Annotated in this window: 16 protein-coding genes; 12 read left to right on the top strand and 4 right to left on the bottom strand. The window is 54.9% G+C overall.

Features of this window, described 5'->3' with window-relative positions; genetic code table 11:
• Positions 1–53 precede the first annotated feature (53 nt).
• Entirely contained in the window at positions 54–2,732 is a 2,679-nt protein-coding gene (gene secA / locus ACKPCT_RS20110) for a preprotein translocase subunit SecA (protein ID WP_319567791.1), read from the bottom strand.
• 269 nt (positions 2,733–3,001) lie between these two features.
• Here secA and ACKPCT_RS20115 point away from each other — a divergent pair, with 269 nt between their 5' ends.
• The 4 genes from ACKPCT_RS20115 to ACKPCT_RS20130 all read left to right on the top strand — a co-directional run bounded on the left by ACKPCT_RS20115 (position 3,002) and on the right by ACKPCT_RS20130 (position 6,051).
• Positions 3,002–3,826, top strand: a complete 825-nt coding sequence (locus tag ACKPCT_RS20115) for a peptidylprolyl isomerase (RefSeq protein WP_319567792.1) — start codon at positions 3,002–3,004, stop codon at positions 3,824–3,826.
• A gap of 189 nt (positions 3,827–4,015) precedes the next feature.
• Entirely contained in the window at positions 4,016–5,260 is a 1,245-nt protein-coding gene (argJ, locus tag ACKPCT_RS20120; RefSeq protein WP_090075662.1) for a bifunctional glutamate N-acetyltransferase/amino-acid acetyltransferase ArgJ, read from the top strand.
• 12 nt (positions 5,261–5,272) lie between these two features.
• Positions 5,273–5,710 (top strand): 8-oxo-dGTP diphosphatase MutT, encoded by a 438-nt coding sequence (gene mutT, locus ACKPCT_RS20125; protein WP_090075663.1) that lies wholly within the window; start codon positions 5,273–5,275, stop codon positions 5,708–5,710.
• Positions 5,711–5,874: 164 nt separating this feature from the next.
• On the top strand, positions 5,875–6,051 hold the full coding sequence (locus ACKPCT_RS20130) for a Flp family type IVb pilin (RefSeq protein WP_090075664.1): 177 nt from the start codon (positions 5,875–5,877) through the stop codon (positions 6,049–6,051).
• A gap of 95 nt (positions 6,052–6,146) precedes the next feature.
• Here the strand turns inward: ACKPCT_RS20130 and ACKPCT_RS20135 are convergent, their stop codons facing one another.
• Positions 6,147–7,046, bottom strand: a complete 900-nt coding sequence (locus ACKPCT_RS20135; protein WP_090075665.1) for a methyltransferase domain-containing protein — start codon at positions 7,044–7,046, stop codon at positions 6,147–6,149.
• Between the two features lie 113 nt (positions 7,047–7,159).
• Here ACKPCT_RS20135 and ACKPCT_RS20140 point away from each other — a divergent pair, with 113 nt between their 5' ends.
• The 4 genes from ACKPCT_RS20140 (at position 7,160) to ACKPCT_RS20155 (ending at position 9,923) form a co-directional block, all read left to right on the top strand.
• The gene (locus ACKPCT_RS20140) at positions 7,160–7,978 is read left to right on the top strand and encodes a ComF family protein (protein WP_319567793.1); all 819 of its coding nucleotides are present in this window, start codon (positions 7,160–7,162) and stop codon (positions 7,976–7,978) included.
• An 85-nt stretch (positions 7,979–8,063) separates the two neighbouring features.
• Positions 8,064–8,318 carry a glutaredoxin 3 gene (gene grxC / locus ACKPCT_RS20145; RefSeq protein ID WP_090075677.1) on the top strand — a complete coding sequence of 85 codons (255 nt, stop codon included), beginning with the start codon at positions 8,064–8,066 and terminating at the stop codon, positions 8,316–8,318.
• Positions 8,319–8,450: 132 nt separating this feature from the next.
• The gene (locus ACKPCT_RS20150) at positions 8,451–9,281 is read left to right on the top strand and encodes a carbon-nitrogen hydrolase family protein (protein WP_319567794.1); all 831 of its coding nucleotides are present in this window, start codon (positions 8,451–8,453) and stop codon (positions 9,279–9,281) included.
• 108 nt (positions 9,282–9,389) lie between these two features.
• Entirely contained in the window at positions 9,390–9,923 is a 534-nt protein-coding gene (locus ACKPCT_RS20155; protein ID WP_319567795.1) for a DUF1178 family protein, read from the top strand.
• 90 nt (positions 9,924–10,013) lie between these two features.
• Here ACKPCT_RS20155 and ACKPCT_RS20160 read toward each other — a convergent pair whose 3' ends face one another.
• Both ACKPCT_RS20160 and ubiG read right to left on the bottom strand, forming a co-directional pair.
• The gene (locus tag ACKPCT_RS20160; RefSeq protein WP_319567796.1) at positions 10,014–12,203 is read right to left on the bottom strand and encodes a methyl-accepting chemotaxis protein; all 2,190 of its coding nucleotides are present in this window, start codon (positions 12,201–12,203) and stop codon (positions 10,014–10,016) included.
• A 339-nt stretch (positions 12,204–12,542) separates the two neighbouring features.
• Complete coding sequence (gene ubiG, locus ACKPCT_RS20165; RefSeq protein ID WP_319567797.1) at positions 12,543–13,316, bottom strand: bifunctional 2-polyprenyl-6-hydroxyphenol methylase/3-demethylubiquinol 3-O-methyltransferase UbiG; 774 nt, start codon at positions 13,314–13,316, stop codon at positions 12,543–12,545.
• Positions 13,317–13,557: 241 nt separating this feature from the next.
• On the opposite strand from ubiG, the gene ACKPCT_RS20170 reads away from it, so the two are divergent.
• From ACKPCT_RS20170 to prmC, 4 genes are all read left to right on the top strand, one after another.
• Positions 13,558–14,811: an aspartate kinase gene (locus ACKPCT_RS20170; RefSeq protein ID WP_090075671.1), complete on the top strand. Its 1,254-nt coding sequence runs from the start codon at positions 13,558–13,560 to the stop codon at positions 14,809–14,811.
• A 259-nt stretch (positions 14,812–15,070) separates the two neighbouring features.
• Positions 15,071–17,353: a phosphoenolpyruvate--protein phosphotransferase gene (ptsP, locus tag ACKPCT_RS20175; protein WP_090075672.1), complete on the top strand. Its 2,283-nt coding sequence runs from the start codon at positions 15,071–15,073 to the stop codon at positions 17,351–17,353.
• A 99-nt stretch (positions 17,354–17,452) separates the two neighbouring features.
• Positions 17,453–18,544: a peptide chain release factor 1 gene (gene prfA, locus ACKPCT_RS20180; protein ID WP_319567798.1), complete on the top strand. Its 1,092-nt coding sequence runs from the start codon at positions 17,453–17,455 to the stop codon at positions 18,542–18,544.
• A 49-nt stretch (positions 18,545–18,593) separates the two neighbouring features.
• Complete coding sequence (prmC, locus tag ACKPCT_RS20185; protein WP_319567799.1) at positions 18,594–19,460, top strand: peptide chain release factor N(5)-glutamine methyltransferase; 867 nt, start codon at positions 18,594–18,596, stop codon at positions 19,458–19,460.
• Positions 19,461–19,724 lie beyond the last annotated feature (264 nt).

A 19,724-nucleotide genomic window follows, 5' to 3' on the forward strand; every position in this document is an offset into this window, starting at 1 on the left:
CCGCCAAAGCTGATAGGCAATGGCGGGACCTGATTTGGTGATGTCGAGGCTGATCAGCTCAACTTGCCGTGGCAATGCTTAAATTTTTTACCCGAACCACAAGGGCAGGGGGCGTTGCGTGGCACTTTGCCAAAGGCATTGTGTGGAGCAGCGTCCTTGTTGGGCACAGCATCATTTTCTCCCGTATTCGGATTGGCGTGCTGTTCGTGCATTTCTGGCAGTTCATTCTGTTCGAACGGGTTTGGCTCTTCCTGTCGCAGCTGCACATGGGCCAACTGCTGGGTCACCAGACGGCGCATATTGTCCATCATGGCCTGGAACAGTTCGAAGCTCTCGGTCTTATATTCCTGCAGCGGATCACGCTGGCCGTAGCCGCGATAGCCGATCACGTTGCGCAGATGATCGAGGGCCACCAGATGCTCGCGCCAGAGATGATCGAGAATTTGCAGCAGAACCGACTTTTCTACCTGACGCATAAGGTCCGGAGTGAAGTTGGCTGTTTTCGCTGCCGCTGCTTCATCTGCTGCTTTTTGCAGGCGATCGATGATTTCTTCGTCAGCGATGCCTTCTTCCTTGGCCCAGTCCTTTACCGGAACGTCGAGATTGAGGATTTCCTGCACTTCGTTGTGAAGGCCATCTACATCCCACTGCTCAGCATAGGCGCGCTCTGGAATATGCTTGGCGACGATATCTTCGACGACTTCGTGGCGCATATCCGTAACGGTTTCCGCAACGCTGTCGTCCTTCATTAGATCGACGCGCTGATCAAAGATGACCTTACGCTGGTCATTCATTACGTCATCGAACTTGAGAAGGTTTTTACGAATATCGAAGTTCCGGGCCTCAACCTTTTTCTGGGCTTTTTCAAGCGCCTTGTTGATCCACGGATGAACGATGGCTTCGCCTTCTTTCAGGCCCAGCTTCTGGAGCATGCCGTCCATGCGGTCCGAGCCGAAGATGCGCATCAGGTCATCTTCCAGAGAGAGGAAGAATTTGGAATGCCCCGGGTCACCCTGACGGCCGGAACGACCACGCAACTGGTTGTCGATGCGGCGGCTTTCGTGGCGCTCGGTGCCGATCACATAAAGGCCTCCGGCTTCGAGTGCTTTCTGCTTCTTGGCTTCGATGTCTGCCTTGATCTCGGCGATTTTCTTCTCGCGCTCTTCACCCTGCACCTCTTCTGGGATTTCCTGTGCGATGCGCATGTCCAGGTTGCCGCCGAGCTGAATATCGGTACCACGACCGGCCATGTTGGTGGCGATGGTGATTGCGCCCGGGCTACCGGCCTGTGCAACGATGAGGGCTTCCTGTTCGTGGAAGCGGGCGTTCAGGACCTGATGCGGGATCTTTTCCTTTTTCAGTCGCGCGGACAGCTCTTCGGACCGTTCAATCGAGGTCGTACCGACTAGGGCCGGCTGGCCTCGCTCCACGCAATCCTTCATCAGTTCGACGAGAGCATCATCCTTCTCGCGCAGGGTGCGATATACCTCATCATCTTCATCCACGCGCTGGATCGGCAGGTTGGTCGGAACATCGATGACTTCGAGGTTGTAGATGTCCATGAACTCTTCCGCTTCGGTCTGGGCCGTACCGGTCATGCCGGAGAGCTTGTCATAGAGGCGGAAATAATTCTGGAAGGTAACGGAAGCCAGAGTCTGGTTTTCCGGCTGTATGGCTGCGTGTTCCTTGGCTTCAAGTGCCTGATGCAGACCATCAGAGAAGCGGCGGCCTTCCATCATGCGGCCGGTAAACTCGTCAATGATGACAACTTCATTGTTCTTGACGATGTAATCCTTGTCGCGGGCGAACAGCAGATGAGCGCGCAGAGCCTGATTGAGATGGTGAACAACGGTCACATTCTCGATGTCATAAAGCGACTCGCCTTGCAGCATGCCAGCTTCCTGAAGAATCTTCTCGACATACTCGGTGCCTTCTTCAGTGAAGGTTGCCGTTTTCTGCTTTTCGTCGATTTCGTAATGTTCAGGGCTCAGCTGCGGAATGAACTTGTCAATGGTGTTGTACATTTCCGAGCGGTCATCCAGCGGGCCGGAAATGATCAGTGGAGTACGCGCTTCATCGACCAGAATGGAATCGACCTCGTCGACGATGGCGAAGTTATGGCCACGCTGAACCATCTGGTCCAGATCATATTTCATGTTGTCGCGCAGATAATCGAAACCGAATTCGTTGTTGGTGCCGTAGGTCACATCTGCTGCGTACGCGGCTTTGCGTTCTTCGTCATTGATGCCATGGACGATGACGCCGGTGGTCATGCCCAGGAAGCGGTAGACCTGTCCCATCCATTCGGAGTCGCGCTTGGCCAGATAGTCGTTGACGGTGACCACATGCACGCCCTTGCCTTCGAGCGCGTTGAGGTAACCTGCCAATGTTGCGACGAGGGTCTTACCCTCACCGGTGCGCATTTCTGCGATGGCGCCGTCATCGAGCACCATGCCGCCCATCAGCTGCACATCGTAATGGCGCTGTCCGAGCGTGCGCTTGGCCGCTTCTCTTACTGTGGCAAAGGCAGGAACAAGCAGCTTGTCCAGCTTCTCCCCGTTCGCCAGTTGTTCACGGAACTCCACGGTCTTGTGGCGCAAGGCCTCATCGGAGAGCTGGGAATATTCATCTTCCAGCGCGTTGATGGCGGCGACTGTGGGACGATACCCCTTGATGCGACGATCATTTGCCGTTCCAAAGAGTTTGCGAGCGATAGCTCCAAGACCAGCCATAGACCGGATCCTTCCTTGAAAATGCCCCCACAATTTTGTGACGGCCTTATTTGTAACGCAATTGCGGCGAGACTAGGTCAAGCGGGACGCAAGTCTCGGCTTTAACATGAATGTCAACAGCCAGATAACCTGATTGGCAATAAACTGCACGGCTGACAGATAAGATTGGGTCTTTGTCTTGTCAACGCCAAGAAAGGCGGGTAGGTCACATGAAAGGCAGTTTTTAAAGTTTTTTCGTTCCAAAGTGAACAACGATAGGAAAGATACAGATGGTTCGTGCCTATTTCCAACGCTCTGCAATGGCCGTAGCGGCTTCTCTATTTCTGATTGGCTCCGTCCCGGGTGTTCTCGCTCAGGATGCTGGAGACGACAGTGTGGTTGCTACTGTCAATGGCAAAGAAATCACCGCGGGCGAGTTTGATTTTATTGCAGATCAGCTTGGCCAACAAACCCAGCAGATGACACCCGAGCAGAGAAAAGAGACCCTGACGACGATGCTCGTTAACATGGAGCTGGTCTCTCAAGCAGCAACCAAACAGGGGCTGGATCAGTCTGAAAGCTTCAAGAAGCAGGTCGAATTCCTCAAGAAGCGTGCTTTGCAGACCGAATTTTTCCGCAAGAATGTGGATGAGGCCATCACGGATGCCGATTTGCAGGCTGTCTATGATGAACAGATCGGTGCGTTGCCGGTGCGCCAGCAGGTCAAGGCCCGTCATATTCTGGTCAAGACCGAAGATGAAGCCAAAGACATCATCAAAGAACTTGATGGTGGAGCGGATTTCGCCGAGCTGGCCAAGGAAAAATCCACAGGGCCGTCTGGTGCTCAGGGTGGTGATCTTGGCTATTTCGGTCAGGGACAAATGGTTCCTGCCTTTGAAGCTGCAGCCTTTGCACTGGATAAAGGCAAATATACCGAAGAGCCTGTCAAATCCGATTTCGGTTGGCATGTCATTCTGGTCGAAGACAAGCGGGATGCGCCAAAGCCAACGCTTGAATCGGTAAAAGATAACCTACGTGCATTTGTCGCTCAGCAGAAATTCCAGTCTTTGCTCGACGATCTGCGTAAGGAAGCGGACGTCAAGATCCCTGAATGATCTTGAAGACCAATTGCTTCTGACCATGAAAAGGGGATGGCGGGCCAAGGCTCGCCCGCCGCTAAAGTCAGCGAATAATTGCTAAAATTGGCTGGCATTTGTTCAGAGCACGGTTTATGGAGAGGGAAAGCATCCTTATGGCCATGGGCCCTGGATGTTTTCCCTCTTTTTTATGGAAGGATGCCTGTCATGGAACTCAAGCCATCACCTTTTGCACCAACCGACTATCCCGCGCTTGATGCGATCGGAGGGTTTCGCCTTGGTGTTGCTGCGACCGGCGTAAAATACAAGGGACGCAACGACTTACTGATTGTCGAGATGGCTGAGGGAACCTCCGTCGCCGGGGTTTATACCAAATCCAAATGCCCATCGGCTCCGGTTGACTGGTGCAAGGCCCATCTTGGTGGCGGCAGCGCGCGGGCGCTCGTTGTCAATGCATCCAATGCCAATGCCTTCACCGGCTCTGCGGGTGAGAAGACCGTTTCTGCTGTTGCTGCGGCAGCTGCTGAAGCCTGCGGCGGCAAGGCTTCGGAGATTTTCATGGCCTCGACCGGTGTTATTGGCGAACCGCTGGATCCGGCTCCGATTACATCCCTGTTCGGCACATTGTTTGATCCTGAAAAAGCCGATGCGTCCTTCATGGATGCGGCGCGGGCGATCATGACAACAGACACCTTTGTCAAGGTGGCCACAGCGAGCGTGGATATCGATGGGACAACGGTCGCCATTCATGGCATCGCCAAGGGCTCGGGAATGATTGCGCCGGATATGGCCACAATGCTGGGCTTCGTCTTTACCGATGCGCCGATTGCCTCCGAGGCCCTTCAGGGGCTGCTCTCCAAGCATGTGGATACCTCCTTTAACGCCATCACCGTGGATAGCGATACATCAACCAGCGACACTCTTATGGTTTTTGCGTCTGGTGCCGCCAAGGGGCGCGGCTGTCCAGAGATCGAAGTGGCAGACGATCCGCGACTTGAAGCTTTTTCCGATGCGCTCTCGGCTCTCTTGCAGGATCTGGCCAAGATGGTTGTGCGCGATGGAGAAGGGGCCAGCAAGTTCCTTGAAATCACGATCAGTGGTGCAGAGGATAATGCCGCAGCCAAGCGTGTGGCACTTGCTGTTGCCAATAGTCCGCTGGTGAAAACGGCCGCTGCCGGGGAAGACGCCAACTGGGGGCGTGTCGTTGCCGCTGTCGGCAAGGCCGGTGAAATGGCAGATCGGGACAAGCTCGCCATCTGGTTCGGTCCTTATCGTCTGGCTGTCGATGGCATGCGTGATGCGGAGTATTCCGAAGAGCTTGCCAGCGACTATATGAAAAATGGCGAGATCGAGATCCGCGCTGATCTCGGGGTTGGTGAGGGAACCGCGACGGTTTGGACCTGTGACCTGACCCATGGCTATATCACGATCAATGGCGACTATCGCAGCTAGGGTTTGGGGTTTATGTCTGCATCTGAAGGAACGAACGAGCCGTCGATCCGGTTGTTGCTGGTGGTTGCTGTCGCTTTGGTGGATGAGGACAATCGCATCCTCATCGCCCAGCGCCCGGAGGGCAAGAATCTGGCCGGGCTATGGGAATTCCCGGGCGGTAAGCTGGAAGCAGGGGAGCGGCCGGAAGTGGCGCTCATTCGCGAGCTGGAAGAAGAGCTGGGTATCAAGACCAAAGAAGCTTGTCTGGCGCCGCTGACCTTTGCCAGCCACGGCTATGATGATTTTCATCTTCTGATGCCGCTTTATATCTGCCGCCGTTGGGAAGGGGTGCCGCAGTCTCGTGAGGGGCAGGCGCTCAAATGGGTGCGGGCCGGTGCCTTGCGGGATTATCCGATGCCGCCGGCAGACCTGCCGTTGATCGCTCCGCTGGTCGATCTGCTGGGTGCATAGAGCCAGCTTTTTTCACGGAATTAATAATTTGGTTGCTATTATTTCAGGTCGGAAAGAGATTCTTTCCGGCTTTTGAGATTTTCTTTATAAATTTTGATAAAATTACGTCCAGATGGTTTTTTGCGGGAGCCAGATCTTTCCTGCGGCAAATTGTTAGGATCAGTATGCTTCACAAATTTAACGCTTTTCTGAAAGATCAAAATGGCGCTACGGCTATTGAATATAGCATTATTGCCAGCTTGGTGGCTGCTGCGTTGGTTATAGGCTCCGGTCCTCTGGTTTCAAACCTCAATCGGGTTTTGAATGCATTTGCTGGCTATATCGGGGCCACTGCGCCTTAAGACACAGGCGGATCACAGAGTGTTTGCAGCCGCGCCTCGGTTCGACGCGCGGCTTTTTGTTGTCTGGCGTGATTGGACATTGCAGGCAAGGGTCGTTATTTGCTGCCCGATTTATCCCCCAAAACACTGGCAAGAGACATCTTGGCGCTGCCCGGCTTGAGCGGCTTTTGCTGGCTTTCATCCGGAGCCCAGCCGGATAGGGATACGACTTGGAAGGTGGCGCGGATACGGCCGTCCTGATCGGAAAAGCGGTCTTGATAGATTTTGGCCGCGCGCATGAGACAATCACGCCGCATGAAATGGCGTGAGCGGTCTGTCAGCACATTGGTTGCTCCCATGCGCCGTAAATCCTGCATGAGCGAGAAGAGTGAGCTGTAGCGGACCGTCAGCGTGTCATGATCCACAACGGGTAATGAAAAGCCAGCCCGTTGCAGCAAGCTTCCCATATCCTTAAGGTCGGGCAACGGGGCAACCCGCGGGCTTGCGCCGCCTGTTATTTCGCTGTCGGCCATGAGGAATGCTTCGCGCAGTTCTTTCAGACTATCTCTTCCGAGCAGGGTGGCCAGCAGCAGGCCATCGGGAGCCAGACTCTGGCGGATTTGCACCAAGGTACCGGGCAGATCGTTGACCCAGTGCAAAAAGAGCGGAGAAACCAGAAGATTGAGACTTTGCGGCTTGATAGGCAGGAACTCGGGGTCAAACAAGAGCCCGTTGTCTTCCTTCGCCAGAAGCGTCGAGGCCTGTTCGAGGCGGAATACATAGTCCGTCCCCTCCCGATTTTTAAGCTGTCGGGCAAGACCTCCGGTGTGGCCGCCCAGTTCGGCGATGACGGGAAAGGGGCGCAGAATGATGGAAAGACGGTCGAGCATGTCACTGGTAACTTCCTTGAGCAGGAAATCGCCTGCGTCGCCATGGTGCGCCAGAGCCCTTTTGCGACGGTCGGCCAGCAATCTCGTGTCGAAAAGGCGCGGGACGCCGGTCGTGTCTGTTTCCATGAGAGTGATGCCTTTTTCGATTCTGGATCAACTTGTATGATAACGCTGCTTGTTGCATTGTGCTATCAGTATCATCGATCCGGGGTTAGCAGAGGCGAGGATTAGGGGAGGCAATGCTGAAATTTCTCCAGAGCGAACAGGGCGGCCTTGATGGAAGCTTGCTGAATGGCGCTCGGCTGATCGGGCGCCCTCTTTTGCGGGCAGGCCGCGCGGTGCAGGATCTTATCATTCCTCCCCGCTGCGCAGGCTGCGGCAAGATCGTGCAGGATGCCAACAGCCTGTGCGGGGCCTGTTGGGGCGAAATGGAATGGATCGCGCGGCCCTATTGTTCCGTATCGGGTGTCCCTTTTTCCTACGATCTGGGCGAAGCGCTTGTCAGTCCGGATGTTCTGGCCAATCCCCCCGCTTATGATCGCGCACGCTCTGTGGCACTGTTCGGCCGCACGGCAAGACGTATGGTGCATCAACTCAAATATATGGATCGAACAGATCTTGCCATTGTCATGGGGCGCTGGATGGTGCGGGCCGGAGCGGATTGCCTTACTGACCCTGATGCCATCATCGTGCCGGTGCCCCTGCATAAAAGACGTCTGTGGTGGCGGCGGTTCAATCAGTCTGCGTTGCTGGCCAAGGTGATTGCGCAGGAGACGGGAACCGTTTTCATGCCGGACCTTCTGCAACGTACGCGGCCCACGCGTCAGCAGGTAGGGTTGAGTGAGGATGAGCGCCGGGTCAATGTGGAGGGGGCCTTTCAGATCAATCTGGACGACAAGACATCTCTGTCGGGCCGAACGGTGGTGCTGGTGGATGATGTCTGGACGACTGGGGCAACGCTTGATGCCTGCTGCCGTGTGTTGAGGCGTTCCAACGCAGGAGAAATTTGCATTATCACTTTCGCACGGGTTGCCGCTGGCTCTGAAATGCCCATATAAATGATTGAGTTTTGAATAAATCCAAACTGGCATTTGCATCCTTCCCGAAATGGCAAAAGACCGGTTTGGTCGAATGGAGACCGAAATGGCAGAAGTTGTTATTTATACGCGTAAAATGTGCGGATTTTGCACCGCAGCCAAAAAACTGCTCACCGACAAGGGTGTTGCGTTCCGTGAGCTGGATGCGACCTTCGATTTTGATATCAAGCAGGAAATGATGAAAAAATCCGGTCGCCGCACCTTCCCGCAAATCTTCATTGATGAAGAGCATGTTGGCGGCTGTGATGATCTGTTTGCCCTTGATAAAGCTGGGAAACTTGACGAGATGCTGGCCGCTTAAGGTGCCGCAGACCGCACTCGGTTGCGAGCCCTTTTGTCCGCTTGTCATTGCGGATGGGCTTGGGTAATACTCAAAGGTGATCCTGTTGCGGCCCTGTCGGGCCGTCAATTCCGAGATAAACTGGAGAGTTGCATGACGTCCTTCCGCGCTGCCTGTGTTCAACTGCGTTCCGGTCGCGATCCGGCGCATAATCTTGATGAAGCCGAACGGCTTATCAGAGAGGCGCGTCGCGATGGGGCAGAATATATCCAGACGCCCGAACAGACCGCGACCATGGAGATGAACCGCAAGGCGATGATGGCCGTCCTCTCGGCCGAGGACGATGATGAAGGCCTCAAGCGGATGCAGGCGCTGGCCGAAGAGCTGGATATCTGGTTGCATATCGGTTCGATGTCCTTTCTGGTCAAGACATGTGATGAGGTGAAGGCGGCCAATCGCAGCCTCCTGATCTCGCCAGCCGGGCGGATTGCTGCGCGCTATGACAAGATCCATATGTTTGATGTGGATCTGGAAAATGGTGAGAGCTACCGTGAATCGGCCAGCTTCGTGCCCGGAGAGAAAGCTGTGAGCGCCATTTTACCTTGGGGTACATTGGGACTGACCATTTGCTATGATCTGCGCTTTCCCTATCTCTATCGGGCTTTGTGCAATCAGAAGGGCGCTAATATTCTGGCCATTCCTGCTGCTTTTACCAAGCGTACAGGTCAGGCGCACTGGGAAGTGCTGATACGGGCCAGAGCCATTGAAAATGGCGCCTTCGTGATTGCCGCCGCGCAAGGGGGTAAGCATGAGAATGGCCGCAAGACCTATGGTCATTCCATCATCGTGGACCCTTGGGGCACCGTGTTGGCCGAGGCTGAGGATGAGCCCTGTTTCATCGCGGCCGATATCGACATGACGCGCGTGGATGTTTGTCGCAAGGCAATACCGTCCCTTCAGCACGACCGTGCTTTTGAAATCTGATCGCAAGTAGCGTATAATTCAGCGGATGAAATTTCGCTTGCCAATTGGTGCGAAATGGATTTTTGTGCGCGATGCACAGATTGTCTGAAATGGAATTAGGGGTTTGACTTGATTAAGTATTCGCTGCGCTGCGAGCATGATCATGTGTTTGAGGGCTGGTTTCGCAATAATGATGATTGCGAGATGCAGACCCGGGACGGCCATGTTGAATGTCCTTTTTGTGCATCGACGAAAATCTCAAAATCCCTGATGGCTCCGCGCGTCACCGGAACGCGCACGCAAGACAGTGCCGTGCGCCCAAGTGAGGGGCAGGGCGCTGCTGAGGTTGCGCCTTCACCCGCTGTGCCACAACCAGCGACGTCGAATGCCGTCGTGCCTCATGCCGGTGCCGCCGTGGCAGCGCCCCAAGAGGGGCCCGATCCCCAGCAGGTGCAGAAGATGTTGCGCGCCTTCCGCGAACATGTGGTCAAGAATGCCGATTATGTTGGTGACAATTTCGCCGAAGAAGCCCGCAAGATGCATTTTAAGGAAACCGAAGAGCGCGGCATCTATGGTGAAGCAACCGTTGATGAGGTGAAGTCGCTGGCAGAAGACGGGATCGATTGTCTGCCGATGCCGGTTTTGCCCGAAGATCAGAACTGATTGGTCGATCTGTCTCGCAGACTGCAAATGAAAACCCGCACCAGCTGATGGCCGATGCGGGCTTTTTTGTCGGAAGGGTTTCTTTCAAACTCAGGCGGCGGCGAAGTCTTCGACAAATTTCTCCACGATGTTGCTGAGGTCGCCAGCCTGCTCGGACAGGCCTTTGGAGAGATCCTGCAGCTTGGTGGATGCCGTACCGGTCTGCTGGGCGGCGATGTTGACGCCGCTGATATTCTTGGTCACTTCATCAGTGCCGGTTGCTGCCTGCTGACAGTTGCTAGCGATCTCGGCGGTGGCCGATCCCTGTTCATCGACAGCTGTCGTGATCTGGGACGCGGTTTCCTTGATGCTTGCGATGACCTGGGCAATCTCGCCAACGGACCGGACTGTACCGTCTGTTGCTTGCTGGATTTCGGAAACTTTGAGTCCGATTTCCTCGGTGGCCTTGGCTGTCTGGGATGCCAATTCCTTGACCTCGGCTGCAACGACCGCGAAGCCTTTGCCTGCTTCACCAGCCCGGGCGGCCTCGATGGTGGCGTTAAGGGCCAGCAGGTTGGTTTGGGCTGCGATGCCATTGATCAGCTCAATGACGTCGCCAATGGCCGCAGCTGCTGCCGCCAGAGACTGGATGCGGTCATTGGCAGCATCCGCTTCGGCGTTGGCCTTGTCGGCGATTTGCGCTGAATGGACCACCTGATCGTTGACGACGCGCACGGAGGCCGACATTTCCTCGGTGGCGCTGGCCACGGTCTGAACGTTGGCCGAGGCCTGATCAGCTGCGACGGCAACAGACTGGGATTGTCGGGTTGTTTCCCTTGCTGTGTTGGACAGGTCCTGTGCTGCGGTGGCCACTTCGCTGGACGAAGAGGCGATGCCTGTGGAAAGAGCCTGCATGCGGGAGACAAAGTCCTGAGCCAGTTTGGCGCGGCGGTCCAGTAGTTTGCGTTCTTCTTCTTCGCGGCTTGCTGCCTCCTTGCGCAGTTTTTCCGCTTCCTGAAGACCTGTGCGCAAGATCTCGGAGGCTTGGGCGATTTCGCCGATTTCATCCTTGCGGTCAGCGCCATCGACGCGGTCAACTGTATCTCCGGATGCAATACGGCGCAGAATTTTGGCCATTTTGACGATCGGGGCGGAAATGTTGTGCGCGACCAATGCCATGGCGACCATGGCCACCAGAGCCACGATGAGGGCAACCGCCAACTGCCAGAAGAGAGCCGTGTTGTTGCGCTCGTCCATGGCCTGTCCCATGGCGATGGACTCGGCCATTACCACCGAGCGGGGCACATCGATGACCACTGACCAGCTCTGATCGGTGCGTCCAAGAGCGATTGGAGAGAAGACACGCAGGGCATCGTCCTTCTCGTCAACAAAGATCTTGGAAGCGCCTTCGCTCAGTGCCTTGGCCTCTGCTGCACCATTGTCCTGATCGAATGAGAATTTGCCGCCGATGCTCTTCGGGTCCAGACTGGATGCGACCAACAGGCCGTCATTGGTGACGATCTGCACCGAACCTGCTCCATCATAGATGCTTTTATCAACCTTGTTGGCTAATTCCTGAACGAAGGAAAGCTCGAAGTCGGCTCCTGCGACGCCAGCGAATTTGCCGTTCACCGTGATGGGAACGGACATGGTTGCAAGGTAAACCGACTTGCCTTGAACGACATAGGGAAGTGGGGCAAGGATATTTTCATTTCCTGTGCGTTGCGGGTTCAGGAACCATCCGCCTTTGACAAGACCATTGGGGTGTTTGTCCGAGCTGTCATATTCTACAAGAGGCTGTACGGCGATTTTGCCGTTGCCGTCGCGTGTCCAATAGGGCAGGGCCCGCCCTGATGCGTCGGAGCCCATGGCTGCATCGGATTTGAAAATGGCGTCCATGCCGTCAAGGGCGTCCGGCTCCCAGGCGCTGTAGGTGCCGTTGAAGAGGGGGTTGTCTTGGAGGGAGCGGTGAAGCAGTTCGTTCAGCTGGGCGCGTCGTACTTCGTCTCGAGAGCCGCCTTTATTTTCTGGCATGGCAATGGTTTCAAGTGCCTTTGCCATGCTGCGGGCGGTTGAAAAGGCTGTTTCGACCTCGGACTTGATGACACCGGCCTGAGCGGCGGCAAGGTGAGAAAGAGAAGACTGGCTGTTGTGGTCCAGAAGCTCTCCCACGTTAGAGGCCACATAGTCTGCGTTTTTACTGGCCGACCAAAGATTATATCCAACAATCGTGCCGGTGGACCCGATGACACAAATGGCTGTGAAAGCGACGATGCGTACGCGAATGGAATGGAGGTTCATTGTTCAAAACCTTGTTAAGTGCCATTCAGACTTGCTGATACACTGCTGATTTATCCGGCGGGCTCGATGCCGAATATCCTAAGGCTTCCTTGAACTGCTTTAACAATCAAAGAATTGAATGTTATGATCCATTGGACAGGTTAAAAGTAGGTAAAATATTCTTTTATTCTGAAATAGCGTAATACTTAAATACTGCTTATTACTGGAAAACTTTTCTATCTGAAATTATTAATGTTTATTCTTGAAACCATAACGGGTTTTTTTGTCGCAAATCTAGTAGAATTGACCACAGAACTTCTGTTTGTATACCTAGGGTGGTGGTTGTTTTTACCTGCTCTTTTATTGTGTTGACCTGCGGGAGCAAAGCACCATGTAATTGACGTCGAGATCCTTTGAGCGAGACCATTTATCGAACAGGGGGTTGTAAGTGACCCCGACCTTCTCGACGACATCCAGCCCGGTGGGGGCAAGGGCGCGTTCCAGTTCGTCCGGTGTTACGAATTTGTCCCAGGTGTGTGTGCCGACGGGCAGCCAGCGCAGAATATATTCGGCCCCTACGATGGCCAGCGCATGAGATTTAAGGGTCCGGTTAAGGGTTGCGATCAGCATCAGTCCTCCGGGCTTAACCATGCTCGCGCATTCGGAGATGAACAGATCCACGTCTGATACATGCTCGACCACTTCCATGGTCAGAACCACATCGAACTTGGCCCCTTCTGCAACGAGGGTTTCTGCCGTTGTTGCCCGGTAGGTGATGTCCAGATCATTTTCACTGGCGTGGGTGGAGGCAATGCCGATGTTGGTCTCTGAGGCATCAACGCCAACGACATTGGCGCCTAGCCGGCAGAGTGGTTCGCACAGGAGGCCCCCGCCGCAGCCGACGTCGAGAATATCAAGGCCCTCAAGGGGAGTCTTAGCCTTTGCGTCAAGGCCGAAATGGCTCAGAAGCGTCTCGCGCAGATAGGCGACGCGTGTGGGATTGAACTTGTGAAGCGGGCGAAATTTGCCCTTGGGGCTCCACCATTCCTGAGCCATTGCAGAAAAACGGGCAATCTCTTCGTCGTCGACGGTGGTTGCTTTTGCTTGCGCTTCCTTGGTGCTCTGGGATGTCATTGTCTGCCCCTTGTTGGCTTTTCGTCTTTTGCGAGATTGTACGAAACGGAATGGCCTTTGGATTGGTTGTGCCTGTCATGTTATCAATAACTTCTTTCCGCAAATGGAAAAGTCAAGCCTTTGAAAGCTTGCATGAGAGGCAACTGCCGAGTATGACTATGCGCAACCGGCGGCAAGGTCAATCAGCCCTTATGATTGAGCCGCTTAAAACGTAAAAACCAGTGACAGAAAGCGATAGTGAATGGCTCGTCTTGTCATGAAGTTCGGGGGTACGTCTGTTGCTGATATCGAGCGCATCAGACGCGTTGCCCGACATGTGAAGCGTGAAGTGGACGCAGGCAATCAGGTGGCCGTTGTGGTTTCTGCCATGGCGGGTAAAACCAACGAACTGGTTGGTTGGGTGCAGGAAGCGTCTCCGCTCTATGATGCGCGTGAATATGATACCGTTGTTTCCTCAGGCGAACAGGTGACATCGGGGCTTCTCGCTTTGACCCTGCAGAATATGGGCGTCGATGCCCGGTCTTGGCTCGGGTGGCAAATTCCTTTTAAAACCAACAGTGTGCATGGTGCTGCTCGCATTGAAGAGATCGATGGGTCGGTTTTGATCGAGCGTCTTGAAATGAACCAGGTGGCCGTTGTGGCCGGGTTCCAGGGCATCGCTCCGGATAATCGCATTTCGACATTGGGGCGCGGCGGGTCCGACACCAGCGCAGTGGCAATCGCTGCGGCAATCAATGCAGACCGATGCGATATCTACACCGATGTGGACGGGGTTTACACCACCGACCCGCGGATCGTGCCCGAAGCGCGACGGCTTGAGCATATTTCTTTCGAGGAAATGCTGGAAATGGCTTCGCTCGGCGCGAAAGTCATGCAGGTGCGCTCTGTTGAAATGGCGATGGTGCATAATGTGCGTACCTTCGTGCGGTCCTCTTTTGTCGAGCCAGATGCGCCAGAACTTATGAATACGGACCAGCCCATCGGAACTTTGATCTGTGATGAGGATGAGATTGTGGAAAAACAGGTAGTAACCGGAATTGCCTTCTCAAAGGACGAAGCGCAAATCTCTCTGCGTCGGCTCGAAGACAAGCCGGGTATCGCTGCACATGTCTTTGGTCCTCTCTCCGAGGCCAACATTAATGTTGACATGATCGTTCAGAATATTTCTGAAGACGGCACGATCACCGACATGACCTTTACCGTGCCCAAAGGTGATTTCGAGCGCGCAAAGGATGTGCTTGAGCAGGCGCGCGGCAACATTAACTATAACATGCTGCAAGGCTCGACCGATGTGGTGAAGGTTTCTGTGATCGGTATCGGTATGCGCAGTCATGCTGGCGTTGCTTCCAAGGCCTTCAAGGCATTGGCAGACAAAGGTATCAACATTCGTGCCATTACGACGTCCGAGATCAAGATTTCCATCCTGATCGACGCCGAATATGCCGAGTTGGCAGTGCGTGCACTGCACTCGCTTTATGGTCTGGATGAGAAATAGAGTGATAGGGAGAGGAAGCCTCATTGCAGGCCTCCTCTTTTCGTCTTGCTGTTCCAGTTTGGAGTGTCTTTTCAATCATTCTAAAAACCGGGCAGATGATTGATCTGTCTGATCGCCTCGTGCCATAGTGCGCATGAGACGAATCCCAATTGCCAATATGTCGCTTCTTTATGGCCTCATGCAGAGCAATGGTGAATTCGTGCAAGGGTGACACGTGAGTGGCCCTTAATGACAAAAGCGGAAAATCGGAGAAACCCGGATGCGGGGAAATCTGGCTGGGCCGCGTATCCTTCTTCGGCGCCTTCGCGAGACGATGGCAAAGCCGACCGATGCGCAGGAACGATTAAACGAGATTGTGCGATTGATCGCGGCCAACATGGTGGCCGAGGTTTGCTCTGTCTATGTTCTTCGGTCCGATAACCTGCTGGAACTCTATGCGACCGAAGGTCTGAACCCACTGGCTGTGCATGAAACGCGCCTGCAGGTCGGGGAAGGTCTTGTCGGCCATATCGCGTCCGAAGCCCGTATCCTCAATCTTTCCGAACCGCAAGAGCATCCCGCCTTTGCCTATCGCCCCGAGACGGGTGAAGAAATCTATCATGCCTTTCTGGGTGTGCCGATCCTGCGATCCGGGCGGACGCTGGGTGTTCTGGTCGTACAGAACAAGACACAGCGTGTCTATTCCGATGAGGAAGTCGAGGCGCTGCAAACCACGGCAATGGTGCTGGCTGAGCTGATCGCCTCGGGTGAGCTCAAGGGCATGTCCGGCCCCGGTGCCGATCTTGATCTGGTGCGTCCGTTGCGGCTGGAAGGTCTCTCCATGGCCGAAGGGCTCGGCCTTGGGCGCGTGGTGCTGCATGAGCCGCGGATCGTGGTCACCAATCTGATCGCCGAAGACGCGCTGGCCGAAGAAAAACGCCTGGAAGCGGCGATCGAGCATCTGCGCCTGTCCGTTGACGATCTGCTCAATCGTGACGATATCTCTCATGTTGGCGAGCATCGTGACATTCTGGAAGCCTACCGCATGTTTGCCTATGATCGTGGTTGGGTGCGCCGGATGATCGAGGCGATCCACACGGGCCTGACGGCGGAAGCTGCGGTTGAACGTGTGCAGAGTGATACGCGGGCGCGGCTGTTGCGATCGACCGATCCCTATTTGCGGGATCGATTGCATGACTTTGATGATCTTGCCAACCGCTTGATGCGTAAGCTGAATGGCGACCAACTGGCAGACAAGAACGGCGAGAAGCCTACAGATTCCATCATCGTGGCGCGCAATATGGGCGCAGCCGAGCTGCTTGATTACGGGCGGGATCGGGTGCGCGGTCTTGTGCTGGAAGAAGGGGCGCCTACCAGTCATGTGGTGATCGTTGCCAGAGCGCTTGGTATTCCCACAGTCGGGCAGGTTTCGACAGCGGTTAACCTGTGCGAAGATGGCGATCCGATCATTGTCGACGGCGATACTGGTCATGTGCATATGCGCCCTCCGGCAGATGTCGAGGCGTCCTATGTCGATCAGGTCAAGTTCCGTGCTCATAGGCAGGAGCAATATCGCAAGTTGCGCGACAAACCCGCTGTCACCAAGGACGGGGTTCCTGTCGATCTTTACATGAATGCCGGTTTGCTGGTGGACTTGCCCAATATGACAGGGGCAGGGGCCAAGGGTATCGGCCTGTTCCGCACCGAGCTGCAATTCATGGTCGCGGCCAGCTTCCCGCGCATGCGTGAGCAGGAGAAGGTGTATCGGCAGGTGCTGGACAGCGCGGCTGAAATGCCCGTGACATTCCGCTCTCTTGATGTGGGCGGGGATAAGGTTTTGGCCTTCTTGCGCATGGCGGCGGAAGAAAATCCGGCCATGGGCTGGCGCGCCATTCGGCTCGGGCTGGATCGTCCGGGGCTGTTGCGCACACAGATGCGCGCCTTGCTGCATGCGGCCGCTGGTCGGTCGCTGCGCCTGATGTTCCCCATGATCACCGATGTCTTCGAATTCGAAGAAGCCAAGGATCTCTTCATGCGCGAGGTGGCGCACTTGGAGCGGCATGGCTATGAAAAGCCCAAGAAGATCCATCTTGGCGCCATGCTTGAAGTGCCGTCTCTGCTGTTCCAGCTGGATGCCTTGCTGGATCGCGCCGATTTCATTTCGATTGGTACAAACGATCTGCACCAGTTCATGATGGCATGTGATCGGGGCAATACGCGCCTTTCGGGGCGGTATAGTTCTCTAACGCCCTCTTTCCTGCGCGCCTTGAAGAGCATTATTGACAAGGGCTTGGAAAAAGGGGTGCCGGTGACCGTGTGCGGTGAGTTGGCTGGCAGGGCAACCGGCGCGATGGCGCTTTTGGCCATTGGCTATCGTCGCTTGTCCATGGCCCCCTCTTCGGTTGGGCCGGTCAAGGCCATGTTGCTGGAACTGCCGCTAGAGCAGCTTGAGGCGGAATTCGCCGAAGCGCTTGCCAAAGCCGTGCATGCCGATGAAATCAAGCAATTCCTTCAGGATTTTGCCGAGCGTTACGACATTCACATTCCGGCCGGAAATCTTTAGCGACACATCGTGCCACTCGACTTTACTGCAGTTCGGGCTGCGGCATTGTGCGATGGACGCGTGTCATGCTTTTGGCCGCTTGCAACAGGACTGAATAAAATGGTTGGTGTTTCCATTCCGCTTGGGCGCGTTGAAGCCCTCATACAACGGTTTGATGCCCTGTCGGCTGAAATGGCGGCGGGGCCTGAGCCTGATGTCTATGTTAAGCTAAGCCGGGATTATGCAGAGTTGGAGCCGGTGGCCATCAAGTCCCGTGATTATCTGGCGGCTCTCAAGGAGCTTGAGGATCTTCAGGAAATTCTGAACGACCCCGAGATGGATTCCGACATGCGCGATTTGGCATATGAGGATGTCAAGCCCACGGAAGAAAAGATCGAGGAACTTGCAGCCGAGCTGCAAATCCTGCTTTTGCCGAAGGATGCCGCTGATAACAAGAGCGCCATTCTGGAGGTGCGGGCCGGAACGGGTGGCGACGAGGCAGCCCTGTTTGCGGGTGATCTGTTTCGCATGTATCAGCGCTATGCCGAGGATCATGGCTGGAAAGTTTCGGTCATGTCTGTCAGCGAAGGCGATATGGGCGGCTATAAGGAAATCATTGCCAGCGTGTCAGGCGTCGGGGTGTTCGCCAAAATGAAATATGAATCCGGTGTTCACCGAGTGCAGCGCGTGCCGGAAACCGAATCCGGCGGGCGTATTCATACTTCTGCTGCAACGGTGGCGGTGTTGCCGGAGGCTGAAGAGGTGGATATCGACATTCGCCCTGATGATATCCGCATCGATACCATGCGAGCATCCGGTGCCGGTGGTCAGCATGTGAACACGACGGACTCCGCAGTCCGCATCACCCATTTGCCAACGGGCATAGTGGTAACGTCTTCGGAGAAATCCCAGCATCAGAACCGTGCCAACGCGATGAAAGTGCTACAGGCTCGTCTTTATGAAGCCGAGCGGGATCGCGCTGATAGCGAACGGTCTGAAGAGCGACGCGGGCAGGTTGGATCGGGTGACCGGTCCGAGCGCATTCGCACCTATAACTTCCCGCAAGGGCGCGTGACGGATCATCGTATCAATCTCACGCTCTATAAGTTGGACAAGATTCTGGCCGGTGAAGCGCTGGGTGAATTGATCGATGCCCTGATTGCAGAAAATCAGGCGCAATTGTTGGCCGCTGTTGAAGACGATGCGGTTTAATTTGCTGCAGCTTGCTTAATGTGGGCTGTCTGGAGCCGGAAGGCGTGTCATGCGTTTGGATCAGATGATCGCAGGAATGTCGAGGGCTCTGGCGCAAGAAGGCATCGAAACCGCGCGCCTTGATGCCCGGTTGCTGGCTTGTCATGGATTGGGCCTGTCGGAAACCGATATCATTCTGCAATTTGACAGAGCCCTTCAGTCTGATGAGATCCGTCTGCTGGACGGGCTGGTCGAGCGACGGCTTACGAGAGAACCCATTGCGCATATTCTGGGCTATCGCGAGTTCTGGGGGCTGCCTTTCAAGGTGACCGCTGATACGCTTGTGCCGCGCCCCGATAGTGAAACGCTTGTGGCGGCGGTGCTTGATGCGGTGAAAAGCAAACAGGCGCCACTCTCCATTGTTGATATCGGGACTGGTACGGGCTGCCTGTTGCTCTCGCTCTTGTCTGAATTGCCCAATGCGTTTGGTGTAGGATCGGATATCAGCTCGGCTGCGCTCTCGGTGGCGCGGCAGAATGCGTTGGATCTGGGCTTTTCGGAGCGTTGCGCGTTTCTGCGGGCCAGCTATGCCGAGGCTTTTGCCGGAGGTATGGATATTCTGATCTCCAACCCACCCTATCTGGCTGCTGATGAAATGGGCGACATAGAAAAAGATGTCGCCGACTATGATCCGACCAGTGCTCTGGTGTCTGGAGAGACAGGGCTAGAGGCCTATGAGGCGCTCTTCTCTGCAATTGCAGCGTGGGAGGTGAAGCCATCCATCATGGCGTTCGAATTCGGTTATCGCCAGGCTGACGCGGTATGCGCTGTCGCCTGCAAGAGCGGTTTGACATCTGCGATTGGTGAAGATGGCCATATTTTGAAGGATCTTGGGGGGCAAAACCGAATTTTATTGCTGCAAAGCCGTCAAAATTAGCCTTTTTGCCAAACTTCTGTTGAAAGCACGGCGTGCGGTCTGACAAAAAAACGCCAATGGGCTTGAATTTGTGACGTAACTCGATAGATTGAAATCACCAAGAGCAAAATCCGGCTGATTTGCGTAGCAAAAGACAGCTGGCGGTGGGGTTCCTCTCAGATTCATCTGTATTTTTAGGGTCCCCGTAGCGGATTTCAGATTTTATTCAGTCAAAGAAGCAACTCGATCGTTGAATCGATATAGCTCGTGACTTTTCAAACAGGT

The sequence above is a fragment of the Cohaesibacter marisflavi genome, from assembly GCF_963665895.2.
GTDB classification, from domain to species: Bacteria; Pseudomonadota; Alphaproteobacteria; order Rhizobiales; family Cohaesibacteraceae; genus Cohaesibacter; species Cohaesibacter marisflavi.